The following is a 23398-nucleotide window of genomic DNA, read 5'->3' on the forward strand; positions in this document are numbered from 1 at the left end:
CCCTTTTAAAAACATCACGTTGTCACCTGCCAAAACGAGTCTGCAGGTGCAGTGCTTGTCTCTGCTTTTTTCTCATATTTCTTTAAAAGATCCGCAATGTCTGTTTTTTCATTACTTGTTTTTTCCGCTTCATTCTCCGTGCTGTTCCAGCCGCCCAAAAGCGGGTAGTGTTTTTTTCTGAATTCCGGCGGCTGAGGCGCCCGGTGATGTTCCCCCTGCCTTTCACCTCTGTATTCTTCAACGAGGATATGAGCATTTGTCCCGCCGTCAGGAAATGAACTCTGAGCTGCGACGCGGGGTTTCTTCTCTGAATGCCAATCAACGGGTTCACGATTAAAATGAATACGCGACGCTTCAAAGTCATAATGTTCAAATGGCTCACGCGCTGATAAGAAAGGCGGAATCCGCTTATGATAGACGCTCAGCACACATCGGATGAAGCCCGCAAGACCTGAAGACAGAAGCAAATGCCCCACATTCGGTTTCACCGATCCGATCCGGCAGGGCAGAAGCGTTTTCCGGTTCAGCTGATAGACATCTGAGAGTGCCTTGATTTCCACCGAATCAACGATTGGGGAACCGCCTCCGTTCACTTCTATATATCCAATGTCTTCGGGCGACTTTTCCGCCATGTCAAGCGCAGTTTGAATGGCGTCTCTCTGCGCTCTTATATTCGGTGAACCGGGACCGAGCGTCCGGCCGTCATTGTTTACCGAGACGGCTTTTATGACGCCGTAAATACGGTCTCCGTCCCGCACCGCATCGCTCAATCGTTTGATAAAAACCGCCCCCGCTCCTTCTCCGAGCACTTCTCCCGCTGATTCACGGTCGAATATATGAAACACGCCGTTCTCATTTAAAATATGACGCGCTCCGAATAACCGGTGCGCGGACGGAGATAAGAGCAGACTCACCGAACCGACTAAGGCCGCGTCAATCCTTCCGGCCAAAAGGGCGTCTTTTGCAAAGGACAGCCCGATCAGCCCTGAGGAACATGCTGTATCCACGACAAGGCTCGGCCCTGTGACATTCAAAAATCGTGAAATGTTGGCCGCTAAATAGTTTTGCCCCGCCCCCAAAATCGGGTTAGGCGCCTGCAGGATATGTTCCATACCGGCTGAAGGCTGCGCCCTGCCGCCGATGTACACGCCGACTTTCCGGCCCGATAAATCCTTTTGGCCGTACCCGGCATCATAAACGGAATGAACCGCTTCTTCTAATATGATCCGCGCCTGCGGGTCCATAATTGCCGCGTCTTTTTCAGAGATGCCGAAAAAGCCCGCATCAAACATGTCGATATCATCAATCCACCCCGCATAATCCTTTGCATTTGCTGTTGCATGCCAGCGCGTTGCGGGGACAGGCCGGATGGCGGTGTTTCCTTTCATCAGCAGCTCCCAAAAAGCATCCGTTCCGCCCGCCCCCGGAAAACGGCAGGACATGCCGACGACGGCAATATCGTCTTCGGTATCCGCTTTCGGCTCCATGAATGTTCTCTCTTCAGCGTCAGCGATTAAATCAGGCTCTACGTCCCTGTCTTGAACGAAACCATTTTCTTTTGTCACAAAATCGGCTTCATGATGCGCTGCGAAATAGTCAACCATTTCTGTAATCGTTTGATATTGAAGCATTAAGGACGGTGTTAACTTAATGCTGATCCGTTTTTGCAATGATTGAACCAATTCCGCAAAGAGTATTGAGTCAATCCCGTATTCATCAAACGGCATATCATCTTTTATCTGCTCATCCGTCATTTTCAGTTCTTCGCTGAAAACGGTGCGAACCCATTGACGAATCATGTCCTTCACCTTTTGGTCACCGGCAGTGCTTTTTTTCACGGGAGCTTCAGATTTCTTCACCTTCAGAAGATCACCAAAATCAGGCTCACTGTCTTCGGGAACACAAGGAATTCCGCAGCTTTGTCCGTTTAAGATGATGTAATCTAAAAACTTCAGTCCGTCTTCGGCAGACAGCCTGGAAAGTCCTGATTTTTGATAAGCAGGTGTTTCCGGCAGGCCTTCAGCCATGCCGGTTTCTTTCCAGACGGGCCATTGAACGGCTTTAACAAACACGTTTCCTTTACCTGCTTGATGATTTGCAAAAGAGTCCATAAATGAATTAGCCATCGCGTAGTCACTTTGCCCCGCAGCAAGCGAAGGGATCAGACCCGAAACGGATGAGAACAAAATAAAAAACGACAGCGGCTCATTCTGAACAGCTTCATAGAGACCGCGAAGCCCTGTTACTTTCGGTGTGCAAACGCTTTCGATTTCAGTTTCGGTTTTGTTATAAAAAGCGGGGTGTTCTCCCATAGCGCCCGCGCAATGAAAAATGCCGGTAATCGGCCCCATCGTGCCGCTGATGCTGTCCGTCATTTTCCGGAGCCCCTTTTGATCCGTAAGAGAAACGCTGTAATAGCGGATCTCCGCGCCCCGCTCGGCTAACCTCTGCATCCGCTCGGCTTTTTCCGGGAGAATGCCGTCCTTTTTCATGTCTGCCCACTCTGAGGAATCGGGAAGCGGCTCCCGCCCCATGATGACCAGTTTCCTGCAGCCGCGTGAAACGGCATGCTCCGCCGCAATTGCGCCGATCCCGCGCGATCCGCCCGTTATTAACAGCACATCATCAGACGAATAGGAAAGCTCAGGCGCCGCCGAAACATTCATACCCTGCTTCAGAAACGGCACATAACGGCGATTCAGCCTGTAGCAGCATTCACTGCCGCTTTTGGCCCGCGGCTGTAAAAATTCAGTCTCAATCTGTCTGCTTAATTCTTCTGTATGCTCAATCTCACAATCGCTATCTATCGTAAAAGATTGAATGTTGGCATACTCAGCGCCCAGCATCCGGTACAGCCCCGCCGTTTTCGCCCCTTGCATCAGAGGTTTACTTTCCTTGAAAGGCTGGAGGCGGTGTGTCACTTGGCTGAACACAGCGCCGCTATGACGGAATGATTCAAGAGCCTGCTGTAAAAAGGCAAGCTTTCCGTGTTCTATCTCTTCCTGCCGTTCATATTCCGCGTCATATGCGGTTATGTCGACGACCCCGAGTATCTGTTTGTTTTGAAGAGACTCCCGCACTCTGCCGTAAAGGTTTCGCCCCGATGCGGCGGCGTAATAATCGGCGCCGTCTTTTGCCTGATGGATGAAGCAGATCGTTTCAATATGGCCGTTTCCTTTAAAAAGAGCATCGGCCAATCGGCTCGTCTTATCAGTTGCAAGTATCATTACTGTTCCTGATAATGCTTCAGACTCCGCCGGATCTTGCTGCTTCCAGTCTTTTTGAAGAATGATCTTTTGGTTTTCCGCCGGTTCGTCTGTCTGTTTCCGGATATCCGCAGGCACAGGCACCCAATACCGTTCCTTCGCGAACGGATATACAGGAAGGCTGACCCGTTTCGGCTTCTCTCCTTCGTATAACAGGCTCCAGTCAACGGCGGCTCCTTTTGCCCACTCAGTGAGCAATCTGGAATATTGCTTGTTTTTCAGCAGCTCGGCCAATCCACTTGATGAAATATCATCTTGAGCACGTCCGCGGAAACATCCTTCAATTTCTGTTTTCCGTTCAAGCACATCCTTCAGTTTCGCTTGCAGGCCGAAAACGGATGTAACGATAAATGCCAGCCGTTCAGGCATCGCTTCTCTGCCAGCTTGAAGCGTGTAGGCCAGGTCTTTAAGGTTGACTTCTTTTTCCCGTAAAAAGCGGTCATACCGTTTGACATATTCTAATAGGCGTTCTTCATTTTTTGCCGAAAGCAGAAACAGAACCGGCTCGTCTTCCCGTATATTTACCGATTTCTTTTCAGCCTGCGGCGGCAGATATTCTTCTATGACAAAATGGGCATTGCTCCCGCTGGCGCCAAAAGAACTTAAACCCGCTCTTCTCGGCTGATCAGGATGTGACGGCCGTTCCCATTCTTCCAGCCGGTCCGCCACATAAAACGGCGTGTCCGGAAACGGAATATGGGGATTCAGCGTGTCCGCGTGCAATGACGGAAAGATTTCTCCATGCTTCAGCTGCAAAAGCACCTTTGTTAATCCGGCGATCCCGGCTGCTCCTTCTAAATGGCCGATATTTGATTTGGCAGAGCCGATGGCGCAAAACCGCTTCTTGTTTGTCCATTTGCGGAAAGCGCGGCTCAGCCCTTCAATTTCAATCGGATCACCCAGAGACGTACCCGTTCCGTGAGCTTCAATATAACTCAATGTCTCCGGATCAATGCCGGCACTCTGAAAGGAATCTGTAATGACTTCCGCCTGTGATGCCGGATCAGGCACGGTCAAACCGGATGTTTTTCCGACATGGTTTAAAGCGGAGCCTTTTATGACGCCATATATCGGACAGCCCATTCTTTCCGCTTCTTGAACGGTTGTCAGTAACACCGCGCCGACGCCTTCTCCCGGCACATAACCGTCACCGCCGTCGGCGAAGCTTTTGCAGACGCCTTCTGAAGACAGAAATCCGGCATTCGCCAAAAACGCATATTTATGCGGGTGTGTGACCGCATTCACACCGCCGGCAATGGCGAATTCGCACTCCCCTCTTTTAATGCTTTCACATGCCAAATGTATGGATGTGAGCGAAGAAGAGCACATCGTATCAACAGCCATTGACGGCCCTGTAAAGTTCAGGCAGTGAGACACGATATTCGGAACAGAGGCAGGCGTCACGCCCATAGACAGCGGTGTGCCCCGCTGTGTGATTTCAGCGCCGAACAGCTCATAATGGCTCCAAAACACACCTGCGAATACCCCGACGCGTTTTCTTTTTTGTGAAGATGGCCCGCGCGCCGTTCTGTCTTGATAAAAACCGGCATCTTCACAAGCTTCCCAAGCCGTCTCTAAAAACAGCCGTGCCTGTGGGTCCATCATTTCAGCCTGGCGCGGAGTCAAATTGAAAAACAGCGGATCAAAGCTGTCTATACGATCTAAAAATCCTCCGTAACGGTAGAACTGATCTGCTTCATATGAGAAAGGATAACCTTTCCATCTGTCTTTCGGCATTGTTGTGATGCAATCTTTCCCTGAGCGCAGATTTTGGTAAAATTCATCAATGCTTCCCGCCTGCGGGTATCTTCCCGCCAATCCGATTACCGCAATATCGTGCTCTTCTGTATGTCTCTCTTGTTTTCGGCTCCTTCTCTTTACAGCTGCATGGGATAATGAAGATCCGTTCTTGTCTCCCTTTGGACCCAATCGGCCCATGTTTTCAGTTACAGCCGGCTCTTTCCCGTATAAAATAACGGATTGCAGCTTGCCGAGACGCAGCATATATTCAAGTGCAGCCATCCCTTCCCCGGCCGGAAGCGGGCTGGTGCCCGTTGCATCATTCATGATCTCTTTCATCAAGCTGTCAACCTGCATGCCGCCATCTTCCCAAAGCGGCCAGTTGATTGTTATAGAAGCCCCGGTCCGTTCGCCTTTTTCCGCTTTGCAATCGCGATATTTCATATATTCATCCATAAAAGCGTTCGCCGCGGCATAATCTGTCTGGCCCGCATTTCCGGCCAACGCCGAGAATGAGGAAAATACGGCGAAAAATTCAAGCGGTTCATGCCGTGAAGCTTCGTCCGCATGAATCAGGCCGCTGATTTTCGGCAGGAACACCTGTTTCAAGTCAGAACTGTCTTTTTGGATGATAAATTGATCTTTTAAAACACCGGCGCAATGAAAAATGCCCGTCAGCCGGCCGAAGGTTTCTGTAATCTGAGCAAATGCCCGCTCTGTTTCGGCTTTGCTGCCGATGTCCGCTTGAACGTAAAGAACTTCTGCGCCCAATGCTTTCAGTCTGCTGATCTTCTCAGACTGTTCCGGCGAACGGCCGATGAGTGCGAGCTTCACCTTTTCTTTTTCTGCAAGGTGACGGGCTAGCAGAAATCCAAGACCGCCGAGACCTCCTGTAATGACATATACGCCGTTTTGTTTCCAAGGAGACTGTGTCTGCCCGTCCAGTTTCTCAATACGTTCGAACAATCTGATCTGCCGCATATTGTCTTTATACCGAATGTCTGTGCAGCCTGCATGAGAGCAGTCTGCTTCTGTTCTTATCATTGCGGCCGTATCACTTGGCAATCTCTCATTCTTGTCACAGAAGGTGATTACCTGAGTGCGAAGAGCCGGATTTTCCAGATGTGCCGTTTTCAGCATAGCCCCGAGAGCGGAAGACAATGCCGCTCCATTCTCAACGGCGCATACAAGCTGAATCAATGTATGTTCTTTCGGATGGTCTGTCAGTTCTTGTTTGAGCATACGAAATATGCGCTCGGCATCTGCTTCAAACTGCTCATCTGCAACCTCATGCTCCCTTTTCAGTTCTATCACTTCCGCTTCCGGGCAATGTGTGCCGAGTTCACCGGTGAGACGGGGTCCTGCATCGGCAGCGATAATGAGATGACGGGTGTGTTTTTGCCCGTTCTGCACCGCCGTTTCCAGCGGATGATCTTTCCAGGCGGGTTCAAAAAACAGAACCTCATCAGCAATGTCAGCGTCTGATGTATGCCGTTCTTCGGCCGAATCTTTCAGCACACAGCCCGCTTCATTGATAAGGTAATCCGCAAGGCGGCGGACAGAGGAATATTCAAAAAGCAGTGTCGGATAAAACTGCTGCTGAAAAGTCTGCTCTAATATCTTTACAAGCTTCAGCAAATGCGCCGAGTCAAGCCCCATATCATAAAAGCCTTTCCGCACATCAATATCCTGTGCCGGACGATTGATCAACCTGGCGATTTCCGACTTTATGTAAGTCACCATGTTTTGTTCCGGCGTTTGCTGTTCAGACACGTCTTCTGCGGCCACAGAATTTTCCGACTCACCACGGCCGCTTCTGTTCTGCTGAGGCGGCTTCTCTTTGTCTATCAGATGGGTAATCATATTCGCTTGTCTGACCCTTTTTACTGTCAGTTTCTCACATTCGGCCAATATGTTCCCTGCCCTGTCGTAAATCGTGAAGTCAGCCGAATAAACATCAGGTTCGCTATCTGATACGCCGCTTTCAGTGCGGCTGTTTTTCGCAGAATAAGTGTAAATCGTTTTCGGAAACGGCTGATACATGCAAAAACGATCGATCATAAAAGGAATATAAGGTGTGTCATTCTGCTTTTGGGCCGACAATGCAAAGGAAGAGCCGGCAAGGGTGGACGCATCTAAAAAAGCCGGATGCGCCTTAAATTTCTCCCGGAATCCTTCAGCCAAATCACTTAGAGTGAGCTCCATTAATTCTTCTTTATCCTGAAGCTGATAAACGGCCCCTTCATTTTTCATAAACTCGCCATGCTCAATATGGCTTCTTCTTGCAATTCCGTAAATGTCATGCATGTCCCATTTTCGGCTTGCGTTTTTCATGAACGCTTCAATATTCAGTTCTTTTGCCCGGGGCGTGTCTTCTTGCAAATAAAGCTGGCATTCCATATTCTCATCCCGGTTTCCGCCAAGCGGTGTGCCGTTTTTTGCTTTTTCGCTAGTAATCTCAACTTTCCAGCTGTCACGCGCCGGCGTAAAGGTCACATACAGGTGTTTATCAAACTCTTCAGATGTTACAACAGGCTGCTTAAAAATAATCTGTCTTAATTCTATAGGCCTTTCACCGAGATACCCGGCGGCGAGCCGATACAGCATATCTATTAAAGTCACGCCCGGGAGGACGCGGATTTGATGAACGCGATGATCCCGGACGATATAATTCGTATGGCTGATTTTCTGCAGGAACGTTTTGACTTGATCGGTGGCAACTGCCAATCTATCACACCTCGCTTATTTCAAACATTGCTTCTGTGCCCGCCTCATTTTCTTCCGCTTCGGACAACTGTGCTTTTTCAGGCCAATACCGTTGTTTTCGGTATACTGTCTGGCCGCCTTTCGGTTCCATGGCCGCTTTTCGCTCTTTCGGAATTCCTTCGTTGCTGACAATGATATGGGCGTTATTCCCGCCCAAACCGAACGCGCTGACCCCGGCCCTGAGTATCTCTTTTTTTCCGTTCCACCGCTTCAGCTCAAGCACAGGATAAAGCGGAGAATCTTTAAATTGGAAGCGGGGGTTCGGTTTATGGCAATGCAAAGTCGGCGGCAGTTCTTCATTGGCAATCGCCAGCAAAACTTTGATGATTCCCGCCGCGCCCGCCGCACTCAGCAAGTGGCCGATATTGCTTTTGACGCTTCCTACACCGCAAAATTGTTTTTCATCGGAATAAGCAGACAAGACATTGGTTAATCCCTTTAATTCAATCGGGTCGCCGATCAATGTACCGGTTCCGTGCGTCTCTACGTATGTCATGGTGTCCGGATCGATTTCCGCTGATTGAACCGCCTGCTCAATCAAGTCCTGCTGCGCCCGGGGATTCGGCGTCGTCACGCCCATTGTGCTGCCGTCATTATTTATCGCAGAGCCGTCAATAACGCCGTATATTTTATCTTCGTCTTCTATCGCTTTTTCGAGCGGCTTCAGCATCAGCACACCGCAGCCCTCTCCGATTCCTGTTCCGTCCGCATCGGCATCGAAAGATTTTGAACGGCCATTTGGCGATAAGATTCTCGCCGCGCTCATTGTGAGAAAAGGTTTTTCATCAAGCAAAATGTCAACCCCGCCCGCAAAGGCCGCTTCCGCTTCTCCATTTTGAATGGCCTGTACGGCCAAATGAATTGCCGTAAGCGAACTGGAGCAGGCCGTATCCACGACCAGGTTAGGCCCTGTAAAGTTATAAATGTGCGCCATGTGTGCGGTAATAAAATTTTGCCCCGCGCCAATAATCGCATCTTTTTGCAAATATTGAAATTTCTGATGAAACGCACCTGCCCTTGCACCGGCAAAAACGCCGATACGGCGGCCCCAGAGATCCTCTTTTTGATAACCGGCATCGGCCAAAGCTTCCGCGCTCACTTCGAGCCACTGCCTTTGCAGCGGGTCTATCATCGGTGCCAGCGTTTCTGAAATATTGAAATACTCCGGGTCAAATTGATCAATATCGTGAATAAAACCGCCCCATTTACTGATGCTTTTTCCTTCTTGATATTCACCCGGCTGATAGTGTTCCCCGGCGTTCCATCTGTCCGGCGGAACTTCAGTGACGGCATCCGTTCCGCTGCGGAGATTCTTCCAAAATTCTTTTATATCTCCCGCTTTCGGAAAATGGCAGGCCATGCCGATGATCGCAACCTTTCCCCGTTTCCCGGGGTTATCTGCCGTTTTTTTGCTCCGTTTCGGCGTCTTCTGCAAAGGGACCTTCTCCGCTGGAACCGCTGCATCTGCCGAAAAAGCTTCCGGACAATGTACGGCTAAATAATCCGCGAGCTGTTCTATGGTAGGGTGTTCCAGAAGGACAGTCGGATCAATTGAAACGGACGGCAGTTTTTGATCGATCTTTGTCAGCACTTGCGCCAGAAAGATAGAATCCATTCCGTATTCCTGAAAAGGCACATCGATATCCATATGCGTTTCATCGATACTCAGCTCTTTTGCCAAAAGCGACCTTAGCCAAGATTGAATATCAATCCGGTTATGTTCCCGTTTTTTTGTTTCAGGAGGTTTGGAAGCTGCTTTCATTCCTTTATGGGCGGCTGGCTTGGCATTTTCCAGCGCTTTGGCGTCCCAATCATGTTTCACTTGTGCCGGCAGCACGACAGCTCCGGGTCTTTCTCTTAAAATGTAATCAAGCATCTTGAGACCTTCAGCGTCAGAGTGCCGCAGCAATCCCGTTTGCTCATAAATCCCGCTTTTTATATCCCTGCTCATGCCCGTCTCATCCCATGCCGGCCATTGTATGCTAATGATGCCGCTCTCATTGTTTTCTGCAAAATAGTCCATGTAAGAATTAGCCATCGCATAATCGCTCTGTCCCGCCGCAAGAATCGGGACGGCTGCTGAGACAGATGAAAACAGGACGAAAAATGCCGGCGCATCATCCTTTACACTCTCATACAGACTGTGAAGGCCGTCTGCTTTCGGCGCGAGCACCCGCGCGATACTGTCTTTGGATTTGCGGAGAAAAGCAGGGTTTTCACGGTCCGCAATTCCCGCGCAATGCAGAATGCCTCCGACAGGTCCGAGCGTTGTGGTTACCTCTTTTATAAGCCGTCCGACGGCCTGCTTATCCGTCAGATCAACTGCTGAGACGCACACTTTTACACCTTGTGATTCCAGCTGCCGGATAAGCTGTATTTTTTCCGAAACGACAGGGTCTGTTTGCTCAAGATCCCACTCGGTTTTCGGCGGCAGCTCCTTTCTGCCTGTCAGAAGCAGTTTCTTCACACCGTATTCGGAAACGAAATGCTTGGCGCATAAAGCGCCGAGTCCGCGCGTTCCTCCGGTTATCACCAGGACGGCGTCTTTTGGAAACGCAGTCCGGTCTGTTTGCACAGCTTCTGGTTCAATCTGATCAGTCTGCTGAAGAACATAGCTGAAGCGCATGCCGTCCCTGCAGCAAACAGCAGACTCCGTTAAGTCTGATTCAATTTCTTGTTTAATAAAAGCGGCTGTCTGCTCCAGCGGCCCTTCAGGATCAATATCGGCGTGACAGGTGAGAATATGGCTGTATTCATGCCGCAGCATGCGATAAAGCCCCGCTTTTTCAATACCATGCATGACGGCAGCCTTATTTTTGAAGGCTTCAAGCCCTTTTGTAAGATAAAGCATTTTCATGTTTTCTTGTCCGCCGCCGTATTCAATCAGCTGCTGCAGCGATGCCACCCAGCTGATGTCCTGCCGCTTTTGTCGGGAGCCGCAGCCGGTGAAGTCAATAAACCCGGAATAGATGGCCGCGTTCGGACCCTGTAAGCAAGAGATGAGCTGATTTTCCTGCACAATGTCAGCATCATTCAGCTGTTTTTTCACCTCGGCGGCAAGGTCTTTTGTATCTTCAGAGACGATGAGCGCTATTTTGTTGTTGAACGGCTCGGATGAAGACACTGCCTCGCACGGTTCCCATGTTTTTTGCAATAATACTGTTTTTTGATTCGAAAGCGGCAGCTGCTCCCGTTTCGGCACCCAATAGCGGTCGGCTCTGAACGGATAGGAGGGCAGGCTGATGCGGCGCGGCTTACTGCCCGTATACAGCTGCTCCCAATCCGTGTCAAATCCGTTTGCCCAGAGCCGCAGCACTTTCCTGTATTTCTTTTTCTCAAGCCAGGCGCTGACGAGGTCAGCCGCGTCTTCATCTTCTGAGAACATGGAAATCGTGTTATTCTCGCGTTTTTTACGGCCGCTGATGATATCTTCGCTGTTTTTTCCCAACAGAAACGCGTTCAGTTTTTCAGTCAGTTCCTCTGCGGAGCCTGCAATGATTCCCAGCCTCGCTTCCATCGCATCCCGTCCGGTCTGCAGTGTGTATGCGGCATCTGCAAGATCGATATCGCGGGATGAACCGTTTTTGATAAAGTCGCGAAGGAGACGTGCTCTTTCTTTCAGCCGCTCTTCATTTTTAGCCGACAAAACAAAAAGAGATGACGCTTTCTCACGGGTTTCCTGCTGTTCCGTCTCACTTCTGCCCATGTATTCTTCAATAACGATATGCGCATTGACACCTCCGAAACCGAATGAGCTTACACCCGCCCGGCGGGGCAGGACCCGGCCGTTTTCATCACGCAGCGCTTCCCACTCCTTTGTTTCTGTCACAATGTAAAACGGGCTGTCCTTCAATTTGATATGGGGATTGATGTTCTCGCAATGCAGACTTTTGGCGAGCGTCCGATGTTTCAGCTGCATCAATACTTTGATAACGCCCGCAATACCTGCTGCGAGCTCCAAATGTCCGATATTTGTCTTCACTGAGCCTATCCCGCAATATCCGCCCGGCGCCCCGTCTGTTTGGAAAGCTTTTTTCAATGCATTGATCTCAATCGGATCGCCGAGTGCCGTTCCTGTTCCGTGCGCTTCTATATAAGTGATGGTTGACGGGTGAATACCGGCTTTTTGATAAGCGCTTTTCAGCACATCCGTCTGAGCCTGCGGATTCGGCGCGGTAAGTGACGCTGAGCGTCCGCCGTGATTTTCCGCTGTACCGCGGATGAGGCCGTAGATGTGATCCCTGTCACGCTCAGCCTCTGAAAGCTTTTTCAAGACAATCATCCCGGCACCCTCTCCTCTGACATAACCGTCAGCCTGATCAGAAAATGTTTTGCAGCGCCCGTCTTCACTGAGCATGCCTGCTTTTTGAAAACCGATATGCCCTTCAGGCGTGACGATCGTGTTGACGCCCCCTGCGACCGCCATATCACAATCTCCCGTTTCAATGGCTTTTACCGCGCGGTGAATGGCGACTAAAGAGCTTGAACAAGCGGTTTCTACCGGCTCGCTCGGCCCGTGGATATCAAGAAAATAACTCATCCGGTTCGGCCCGACGGACGGCACGATTCCGGTCATCGTATACCCCTCGACAGGAAGACCCGCCTTATTGATTAAAGTTTGATATCCGCTTCCCAGTGTGCCGGTGAAAATGCCGGTTTTTGTTCCGGCAATCCGTTTTGCTGAGTACCCCGCGTCTTCAATGGCTTTCCACACATACATCATTAATAGACGCTGCTGAGGATCCATCATTTCAGCTTCTTTCGGAGATATCCCGAAAAACAGCGGGTCAAACCCGGCGATTCCATCTATGAAACCGCCCCATTTAACTGACGTTTTATTTGCATCCGCTGCCGGATCGCCGTAATATTCGCGCCAATCCCAGCGATCTCGGGGAATTTCTGTAATGCAATGCTCTCCTTTTTGTAAACGTGTCCAGAATTCATCTATGTCTTTCGCCTGCGGAAAAATACCGCTGATTCCGATAATGGCTATCGGTTCGGTTTTTTCTTCTGATTTTCCTTTTACGGATACGGGCGTTTCCCGCTTGACATGAACGGCCGCCGGAGCTTCAGCTTTTCTTATTCCGGCTTTTGGAGCGGTTTTTAAACGCTCTCTTTCTAAGCCGCTGAATGCTTCTTTCCATTCAGATATCAAATGGCCGCTCAGTTTGCGCAATGTCGGAAATTCAAAGAAGATAGTCGGGCTGAGCTCAAGCTGATAAGACCGATTTAATAGATTTGTAAATTCAGTGAAAATGATCGAATCAAATCCGTATTCCGTCAGTTCGCTGTCAGCCTCAATATCTTTCATGCTTACCTTTAAAAGATCTGATACATGCCGCTTTAGTTTCTCTTGAACCTGATCTTTCAGATCTCTTGCATCTGCCACTGCCGGAGCTTTTCCGGCGGCGCTTTGTTCTTCGCCCAGATCGAAAATATGGCTGCGGATCCGTTTTTCGTCGCCCTCTGCCACCATGACCTGGTGTTCTCCGGAGGCAAAAGCGGCGTACAGTGCTTGGATGCCTGAGGCTGATCGCATGGCTTTCATTCCGGTCTGTTCGTACATCAGCCGTTCGGTCTCTTTGTCCACACGCATACCGCCTTCTTCCCAAAGCGGCCAGTTGACAGACAGAGTCTGCCCGCTCCGCCTGTTGTCCCGCACGAGACGGTTCCGGCGGGCTGCATAAACATCCATAAATGCGTTGGCTGCCGCATAACCGGCCTGCCCCGGATTTCCCATACCTCCCGCCAAGGAAGAAAACAGGATGAAAAAGTCCAGCCGCACATCTTTCGCTGCTTCATCAAGATTGATAAGCCCTTTCACCTTCGGCGCCATGACGGTCTTCCGTTCGTTTTCTGTCTGGTTCAGAATGTAATTGTCAGCGATCACGCCGGCGCCGTGAATGATCCCGTCGAGTGTTCCGTGCTCCTCCTGTATGCCGCGGACGAGGGCGATGACCGCCGCCCTGTCTGTCACGTCTACCGGTTGATACAATACGCGGGCGCCCGTCGCTGCCAAGCGCCGTAAGCGGGCGGAGCGGTCTTTATCAAGCGCTTCCGCCCTTCCCGTTAATACGAGGACGGCGTTTTTGACGCGGGAGGCTATTTCTTCAGCGAAAATCAGTCCGATGCCGCCCGCTCCCCCGGTGAGGAGGTAGACCCCTTCGTCTTTCCACGGAACGGCGCCGCTTTGAGGGGCCGGCAGATGACGCCAGTTTCTGACGAGACGTTTGCCGTCTTCATAACGGATTTCCGCTTGTTCAGGATGCGCCCGGTTTTCTTTCAGCTTGGCAAGAAGCGCCGAGGCTGACTCGTCCGGATCAGCTTGGATGACTTGGCCGTACAGCTTCGGATGTTCAAGGTGAGCCGTTTTCAGAAAAGCGGCCAGCCCCGCCAATACATTGTCTTCCCCCCTGTCGGGGACAAGAAGCTGGATCAGCGTTTTTTTCTTCTGTTTTTCTTTGATAAGACGCGTGACGATCGCTGACAGCTCCGCCGCGCAGGCGTCATAACGGTCTTCAATCGGACCTTCGCCGTCAGCCGCACATACGGCGCCGCCGCTTATGTCCTCAGCGTTCATTCCGCCATACAGTGTCACGTATCTGAAAGACTCTTCTTGTCCGCCGCCTTCACCCGGCGGTGATTCCTGCCACTTTGGCTGAAGCAAGAGCGGTTTTTCCTCCGTTTCCTCTTCCAGAAAACGGGCGGTGAGCCCCGTCAATCGGACACATACCGCGCCGTTTTCATCACACAGCTCAATATGATAGGCGCCGTCCGCTGAGGAAAGCACCGCCCACATCGTCTCCCGGCACGCAGAAAACACCTGCATATCCTGGAGGGCAAACGGCAGAAACGGCCGTCCGGACGCGGAACCGTCTGAGAGCACGAGACCGATAGAAGCCTGAAGGGCGGCGTCCAGCATGCTCGGATGCAGGATGAACGGCTCCTTTTCTGCGCGGGTGGACGGCGGAAGAGTGAGCTTCGCGAGCACTTCTCCGCTTCCGGCATAGACGGCCTCAAGCGCCTGATGCGACGGTCCGTAGGTGATGCCGAGGCTGTCGAACGCTTCATAGCACTCAGCCTTTGACAAGCGACGGCCGCTGCAGCGCGCCTGAAGCGCTTCCACATCGAGTACCGGAGCACGCTCCGTCTCTTCGAGCACGGCCTTTCCCTGGAAAAAGACAAGCGGCTCTTCTCCTTCGGCATACGCTTCAAAAGCGATGTCTCCGTTTTCTTCCGGCTGAAGCTTTACATGAAGCGTCACTCCTTCAGAAAGCGCCGTCACCGGACGGAGCCAAACGATCTGTTTGAGCCTGACACCCGTTTTCCCGCCGGGCAAGTCTTCGGCGGCAAATGTAACGGCGGCCCGGGCCATTTCTAAAGCAGCCGCGCCCGGAAGCACCGGTTTTCCATTGACGATATGATCGGCAAAAAACGGTTCATATCCTGAAAAAACAGAAGTAAAACGCTGGGCGGTAAAGGTCGATGTATTCGCATGGAGCAGCGGGTGAAGCTTTTCACGTTCAGCTGAATTCCGGCTTCCAATCTCTCTCTGAAGACGATCGGACGCCCAATACGTCTGCCTGGCAAACGGGTAGCCCGGCAGATTGCCGATTCGCGGCAAAGGTCCGCCATAAAGCAAGTCCCCTTCGATTTCATAACCTTGACAATAAAAATCTGCCAGCACGCATAACAGCTCCTGATATTTTCTATGGTCAGAATATGAGGCGCTGCACTTGCCGAGCACTTCTATCATGTGCTCCTGAATATGCTGACGCCCTGCAAAGTGCTGCGGTACTTTTCCCGAAAACACATAAGGATGATGTTCATTAAGCTTTGCCTGCTTCCATACATACACTGCGTCATCAGCATCTTGAACCACGATGGCGGCGCGATGGTTAAAGTGATGCCGTCCTTTTAACAACGTATAGCTGAGCTGGGCCAGATCATTTTCTTTCAGTCCGCCATTTTCCGCCCAAGTGATCATATCTTCGATTTTTTCCTGAAGGGCCTCCTTTGTTTTTGCTGATAAAGTCAGTAAATATGCAGGGGCATCCGGATGAGGTGAAGCGCTGCGCTTATAGCTTTCCATAACGACATGGGCGTTTGTTCCGCTCATCCCGAATGCGCTGACTGCCCCCATTCGGTTTTTACCCGGCAGAGAAGGCCACGGTTTACCCGTTTTATTCACATAAAAAGGACTCTTCTCCCAGTTGATATAGCGGTTTTCCCCGCTGCAATGCAGACTGGCGGGAATCATTTCACGGGAGAACGCCTGTAAAAGACTGATCAAACTGACAATGCCTGATGCGGCAAACGTGTGGCCGATATTGGTTTTAATTGATGTGAGTGCGCAAAAAGCTTCTTCGTTTGTATAGGCAGAAAATGCGTCATAAAGCGCGTTAATTTCCACCGGATCACCGAGTTTTGTACCTGTGCCGTGTGTGACGATATATTCGATATCTTCAGGGTTGATACGGCCCCGGTCATAAACGGAAGTAAGCAGCCGGGTCTGCGCGACGCCGCTCGGAGCGGTAATTCCGTTTGTTTTCCCATCATAATTGATGCCGCTCGCCCGAATCACCCCGTAAATCGGATCACCATCTTTTTCCGCCTCTCTCAGAGGCTTCAGAATAACCGCCGCGGCCGCTTCCCCCGGAACCATGCCGTCAGCCCTTTTATCAAACGCGAAGCATTTCCCGTTTTCCGACAGCATTCCGGCTTTATCTATCGTTTCAAAAAAGTCCGGGGTATTCATGATATTCACCCCGGCCGCAACAGCTGTTGTACACTCTTTATTCTGCAGGCTTAATACCGCCTGATGGACAGACACGAGCCCCGAAGAACATGCTGTATTTATCGCCATCACAGGACCTGATAAATTCAAGTGATAAGCCAGCCGCGCCGCCAAAATACCGTTATGATGAGACGTGACATTGCCTTTGTCCCGTGTTAAAAGGTGATAATCTCCTTCTTCCGCCCCCACAAACATACCGATCGTCTGCTGCTTGATGTGACTGGCGCCGTAGCCGGCGTCCTCAAGGGCCCTCCACGCTTCCTGAAGAAGCAGCCGCTGTTTCGGATCCATCGTTTCAGCTTCCCTCGGCGATATTTCAAAAAATAAAGGGTCGAATTCGTCCGCCCCCGGTACAGCGCCGAGTTTCCATTTTGAACTTGTGAAGCCTTTTTTTGCGACCGGTGCGACAACATCCTTTTCCTGAAACAGAATGTCCCACAGCTCGTCCGCCGTGCGCGCCTGAGGAAATCGGCCGCTCATGCCGATAATGGCAATGGAATCAGCTGCCTGACTGCCCTCGGTTCCGGCATTCAGCTTATTTCTTCCCCTCTGCTTCTTTCGCTTTTCCGTTCCTGCCTTTTCAAAGACAGATTGATCTGCGGATTCAGGTTTCTTTTCTTCATAGACATGCTCCATGACGGACTTGTGTTCCGTCAGAAAATAGCGGACGACCTTCTCCAGTGTAGAGTGTCCGAAAAACAGGGCCGGTGTCACTTCAATTCCGTAATGGGCGGACAAAGAAGAGGCGAATTCCGCCAAACTGATAGAATCAAAGCCGAAATCAGCCAGATTGTCAGCGTCCGTCAGTCTGTTCTTGTCTATTTTCAAAAGCCCCGCCGCCAGTTCTTTCACATCCCAGCTTACGCATTCTTCCAGTGTAAAGCCTTTCATTTCACTCCGCCTTCCTGAAAACGGGACGTTCCTGTTTACAGAACCCGAAATCGGCCGTTCGCCTTGATCTATCTGCAGGAAGCGTTTGGCCCTCGACGGAAAACCAGCCAGGACGAGATACTGGCTGGACGGCTGGACTAACAATGTTTCAAAAACTTCGAGTCCTTCCTCAGTGTATAAATAACGCTGTCCGCTTGATTTTAAATACATATCGGTGCTTTCCGCCGTGCCGACATGCATCCCCCCTTCTTTCCAAAGCGGCCAATTGATTGCAAGTGACTTGCCGCTTCTGAGTCCGAGGCTCACAAGTTTATCCCGGTGACGGACAAAAGCCATTTGGAAGCGGTTCCCCATCGCGTAGTCACAAGAACCGAAGTCTCCTAAAATCGCTGAAGAAGAAGAGAAACAACAGAAGAAGTCAAGCGGCTCCCGTGACAGAACCTGATCTAACACCGCGGTGCCGTCCGCTTTTGGCGATAAGACTTGCTGAAAGGTTTGCAGATCTTTCTCCAGAATGCTTTCAGTGCCTTGAAGACCTGCAGCGTGAATGACACCTTGAATCGGCCCGCATCCTTTCTCTTTCGCTCCTTGCAAACCTTTCTCCATCTGAGCCTGATCAGCGGCATCCGCCTGCACGTAAAACACCTTGGCGCCTGATTCTTCCAATCTCTTTATCTTGTTCAGCACCGGGCCGCCTGCCGCTGATCTCCCCGTCAAAATGAGCGTAATCGGTCCTTTTTCAGCAAAATATCCGGCAAATAACAAGCCTAATCCCCCGCATCCGCCGGTAATCAAGTACGTTTTCCCGCTTTTTATCACACGCTTCTCAACAGGGGCAATATCCGTCTGCTTCATTTCCATGACGTGACGAATTTCCCCACTGTACATGACACTGCGGAACAACTCGCTGTGAAATTCTTCACATACGTTATAGATCAGTTTTTCTAACGGTCCTTTTTGTCCAAAATAAACCGCGGCCGTATCCGTCTCCGGCAAGATCAGTTTCAGCGACCGTTCCAGCCCGATCCATGACTCGGCGTAACTGATATCGGTATCGATTCCGCACTGAGCGGAAAGAAGGATTCGGCTCGGTTTAGAACGCAAAGAAGCAGCTGCGCGGATCACATGATACAGAATGGAATAGTCTTTCACGGCCTTTTCATCTTCAAGCGGCCATCCATATAAAATGGCATCCGCTTTGCCTGCAGCCGTTTCAATATGCCGAAACGTTTCTTGATATGCTTGTCCGTCAGTGATTTTAATTTGATAATGCGTGTTTGAAAGCTTTTGAGTTTCCTCACCCTGTGAAATAAAAAACACGCCGGCTCCCGGATAAAGGGATTGTAAAGACTGATAAGCATGCTTTCTGGCAGCTTCTCCCGTAAGAAAACAGATGACCGTTTTCAGCTCTTCATGAATGGATTTCTTCAGAGGCTGCTGCTTCCACATTTCTTCAAATATCATCATCTCGGATTGTTCCTCTTGCCCGTGATCCTGCTGAGACGGCTGTCTCATTCTTATCCCTTTGATTTCTGCGCAGACAATGCCGGTTTCGTCACATAATTGAATGTCACAGCCGGTTTGTTTCTTTTTATTAATATACATCCACATGCTGGATGAGCACGGACGCATGACGCGCAGTTCTTCAACCGCTTCAGGCACGATATGGACTGACGGCTCCGTTTTTGCCAGGACATGAAAAGCTGCGTCCAGAAATTCCGGCGGTATATGATATCCCGGATTACGGCCGCTTTCATCTGTGAGAGCAAGCTTCGCCCAAACCGCACTTTCTCCCGCATAAAGCTTTTCAACGGTGCGGAACTCCTTACTGATCGTTACACCTGATGTGCCTGGTGTTTCATAATCGAATGACAGCGGGCGGCAGTCTTTTTGTAAGGAGGCAATATCAAGCACGCGGGATGGCTGTATGTTCCCTTGTCCGATGATTCCATAATGATGCAGCTTCTCTTCGTCACTGTATATTTCATAATGAATGCCTTCCTCGTCTTCAGACAGAAGGGAGAGATTGACGCCCGCACCGTGAAGTCCGCCGGTAATCGGGTCAGTCCATGCCGCTGTTCGGATCCATATCTCTTTTTCTTCAGAGCTGTCTGCCGCATGATGAAAAGCCGCAAGCGCCATTTCTAAATAAACGGCTGCCGACAGAACCCGCTCCCCGCTCACATCCTGGAAAACGTGTTCCCGGCCTGTAAAAGATGTATGATAGCTTTGCTCCGCCAAGGTTGACGTATTTTCATGCAGGAAAGGATGCACATATTCAGTTGTTCCTGCTTTTTGTTCTTCCCGCTTCATCCAGTAGCTTTCTTTTGCAAATGGATAAGACGGCAGACTGATACGATGCGGCAGCGCGCCTTTATATAAAGATGCCCAATCGACGGGCGTCCCGTGAACCCAGGCATTCAAAAGACTGTCAAATTGACGTTTTTCCATCCAATCACTGACTGTGCCTTCCGTCTCCGTGACAGCACTATCACTCCGGCCCGTAAACACCCCGCTTACAGAACCAGCATTATTCAGAAAAGCAGTCAGCTTCTGTTCCAATTCAGAAACAGAGTCCGCTGTCATCGCCAGCCGTTCTTCCATCGGGACCCTCCCGACTTGAAGGGTAAATGCCGCGTCAAGCAGGTTCGCATTTGTAATTGTTCCGTTTCCGGCGGCATCCGACAGCAACAGAGCCCGCTCGCGCAAGCGGTCTTTATCTTTTGCCGATAAAACAAAAAGCGCCGGACGGCCGGTGTCTGCCGAAGTCATTTCAGCCGGTTCATACTCTTCTATCAGCAGGTGGGCATTTGCACCGCCCGCTCCGAAAGAAGATGTACCCGCGATTCTCGGATATTCCCGTGTTACTCCTTCAGATTCTATGACCGGCCGTCTCCATTCCGCTGTTTCCTGCTGCACGATAAAAGGAGAAGTTTCAAAATCAATTTCCGGGTTCAGCTGCTTTGAATGCAGCGACGGCACCAGATATCCGTGTTTCATCTGAAGAAGAATTTTGGTGACCGCAGCAATGCCCGCCGCACTTTCCAGGTGTCCGATATTGGATTTAACAGAACCGATGGAACAAAATTGGTTTGCATCCGTATAGCGGCGGAAAGCCTTGGTTAACCCTGCGATTTCAATCGGATCTCCCAAGGAAGTGCCGGTGCCGTGGGCTTCCAGATAGCTGATTGCTCTCGGGTCAATCCCTGCCCGCTCCATCGCATCTGCGATCACTTCTCCTTGTGCATTCGGATTCGGAACGGTGAACCCGTTCGTTTTGCCGCCGGCGTTCAGAGCGCTTCCTTTAATGACACCGTATATATGATCATGATCTTCAACAGCCTTCTTCAACGGCTTTAACACGATACAGCCGACGCCCTCTCCGTCAACAAACCCGTCAGCCTTATCACCGAACGCTTTGCACGCGTTTGACGGTGACAGCATTCTCATAGAAGAAAGTCCGATATAATGAACCGGATCTGTAATCAGGTTTACGCCGCCGGCAATCGCGCATTCAGATGCACCTGTTCTGATGCTTTCTGCGGCGAGATGAATGGCGGTTAAGGATGAGGAGCATGCGGTATCGACCGCGATGCTCGGACCGTGAAAATCAAACACATAGGATACGCGGTTCGGGATAAAGTGGTAGTGGGCCCCTGTCGGATAGTTGCCGTTCATGACACCCGCAAAGACACCAACCTTTTTACCGGCGCATAGTGAATCAGGGGTATATCCGGCATCCTCAAGGGCCGCATAAGCGGTTTCCAGAAACAGTCTCTCCTGCGGGTCCATGCGCTCCGCTTCTTTCGGAGAGATTTTAAAAAACAGCGGATCAAATTTATCAATATCTGTTAAAAAGCCGCCCCACTTTGTATACATCCGGCCTTCCTTACCTTTTGTCTCATCATAGTAGTCCCGCCAATCCCAGCGGTCTTTCGGAATTTCGGTGATTCCGTGTTCACCGGTCTTTAACCGTTCCCAGAACTCATTAACATTTTCAGCTCCGGGATACCGTCCGGCAAGACCGACAATTGCCACTTCAAGGTGTTTTGACGGCGGTTCGGAAGCGGGCGGCGCTTTTTCAGAAAAAGATGCCGCTTGGCGCTTCGTCAATCCCGCGCTTTTGTTGCGGCTTTGCTTTTTCTGTAGAATGTGCGGCGCCTTTTCGGCTTCTTTATTTGTCTTGAAAATCCCAGCCATATCTTCCTGTCTTGAGCTGACGAGATAGTCCGCTAATCCGCCGATTGTCGGATACTCGAAAAACAATGTGCTGCTGATATCAGGGACGTCTTCCCGCACGCGGTTGGTCAGCTGTACGATTAAGATGGAATCGATTCCGTATTCTTCAAGGGGCGTATGGGCTTGAACGTCCTCAATCGGCATCTTTAAGATGGCGCTGACGATCTGTTTCAGATACTCTGTGCTTTTTTCAAGCAAAGAGCCGGATGATGCCGCTTCAGTATGACGGACTTCTTCAGAAAATTGCGCATGCAGTTCGCGCTCCTTCGTTTCAGCCAAGTATGCGGCAAGCTCTCCTATCGTCCGGTATTCAAAAAACAGCGTGCTGCTGATATCAGGGACGAGATCCCGCAGCTCATTCGTCAGCTGAACGATCAGAATAGAGTCAATGCCGTATTCATCCAGAGGAGCCAGCGGATTTATCTCTTCTGCCGGCATTTTTAATACTTTTGCCGCAGCCCTTATCAGAAAAGCCGCTGTCTTTTCCGAAAGCCCCTCTCCCGCTTGTTTGATTGGGAGCTGACGATCAGAGGATGTTTGCGGTACGTTTGATTGGCGCTTTTGCGCGGTGTGAGCTTCCCTGCTCTGCCTGATGACTCCGTTGCTTTTCGCCGTGATAATCTGCTGGGTGTGCAGACGTTCGTTTTCAGCCGGAAATTGAATGGAATGAAAACCTTCAGCCATTAAAGCGGATTTCCATGTTTCCGGATAAAGACCGGGACACCCCGGAATCCGCAGCGCCTCGTCTTCGTACAGCCACCAGCCCTCTAATAAGCCGAATGTAACATGTGTAAACGGCGTATGCCCGCCCAGTTCATTAACAAGCAGCAAACCGTCCTTTTTCAATACGGCTTTTGCCGTCCTTAAAGTTTTCCGGATATTTTTGGTGGCATGCAGCACGTTTGCAGCGATAGCGATATCGTAGGTTCGCAGATGTAATCCCTGGCCCGCCGCAGGCTGCTCCACATTAAACAACTGATACGTCAAATACGGATTGTCCGCGCCGTATTCCTTTTCGGGATGCATTAAAAAAGCTTTTGACAAGTCGGTATAACAGTATTCCTGAATATGGTTTTGATAGGGGCGGAGCTTTTTAAACAGTGTGCTGCTCGTTCCGCCGGTGCCCGCTCCGATCTCCAGCAGACGGATGTTTGCATCAGGATTGTTTTTCATTACATTTTCCACATACATACACGCTTCATTTGCCAGCACATCGTTGTAATAATCAGCGAGAATGTTATGCTTATAGATTCCTTCAACAAGCTTCATTGAAGAATCGGGAAACATCACGTCAGTGGCTTTTATTTTGCCTGTTAAAATGTCAGGCAAAGCTTGAATGACGGTATCCGCCAGCAGAACCTGCGCTTTCATATCCGAATCTTTCAGCCATTCGTTTTTCTTCTTATGCCACTCTTCCCAAACCGCGGCCGTTTCACCGCTTTTAAAATCGCTGTCTAAAAGACGGATGCTTTCTTCCAGCCAGCGTTCATATAAAGGCAGACAGGAAGCCGCCGGCGCTTCGCCGGTCAGACCCATTGAACGCAGCGTCACCCGCAGCACTTGCAGCAAAAGCCGATTCAATTCTTTCATTTGATTGCTTATTTCTGTTCTTAAGGATAACTGTGTACGGTCTTTTTGTTTGTCTCCCTTACCCAAAACCTTATCCTCCTAAGAAAATTAAATTTGCTCCGTCATTTTG

The 23398-nt window shown here is 50.4% G+C and carries 2 protein-coding genes; both read right to left on the minus strand.

Annotation, left to right across the window (positions count from 1 at the left end; all coding sequences use genetic code 11):
• Nucleotides 1–14 precede the first annotated feature (14 nt).
• Nucleotides 15–7733 (minus strand): SDR family NAD(P)-dependent oxidoreductase, encoded by a 7719-nt coding sequence (locus JNUCC21_RS12605; RefSeq protein WP_369878192.1) that lies wholly within the window; start codon nt 7731–7733, stop codon nt 15–17.
• A 4-nt stretch (nt 7734–7737) separates the two neighbouring features.
• On the minus strand, nt 7738–23355 hold the full coding sequence (locus tag JNUCC21_RS12610) for an SDR family NAD(P)-dependent oxidoreductase (protein WP_369878193.1): 15618 nt from the start codon (nt 23353–23355) through the stop codon (nt 7738–7740).
• Nucleotides 23356–23398: the final 43 nt, after the last annotated feature.

Source organism: Bacillus sp. JNUCC-21, assembly GCF_041222765.1.
In the GTDB taxonomy this organism is placed as follows: domain Bacteria; phylum Bacillota; class Bacilli; order Bacillales; family Bacillaceae; genus Bacillus; species Bacillus velezensis.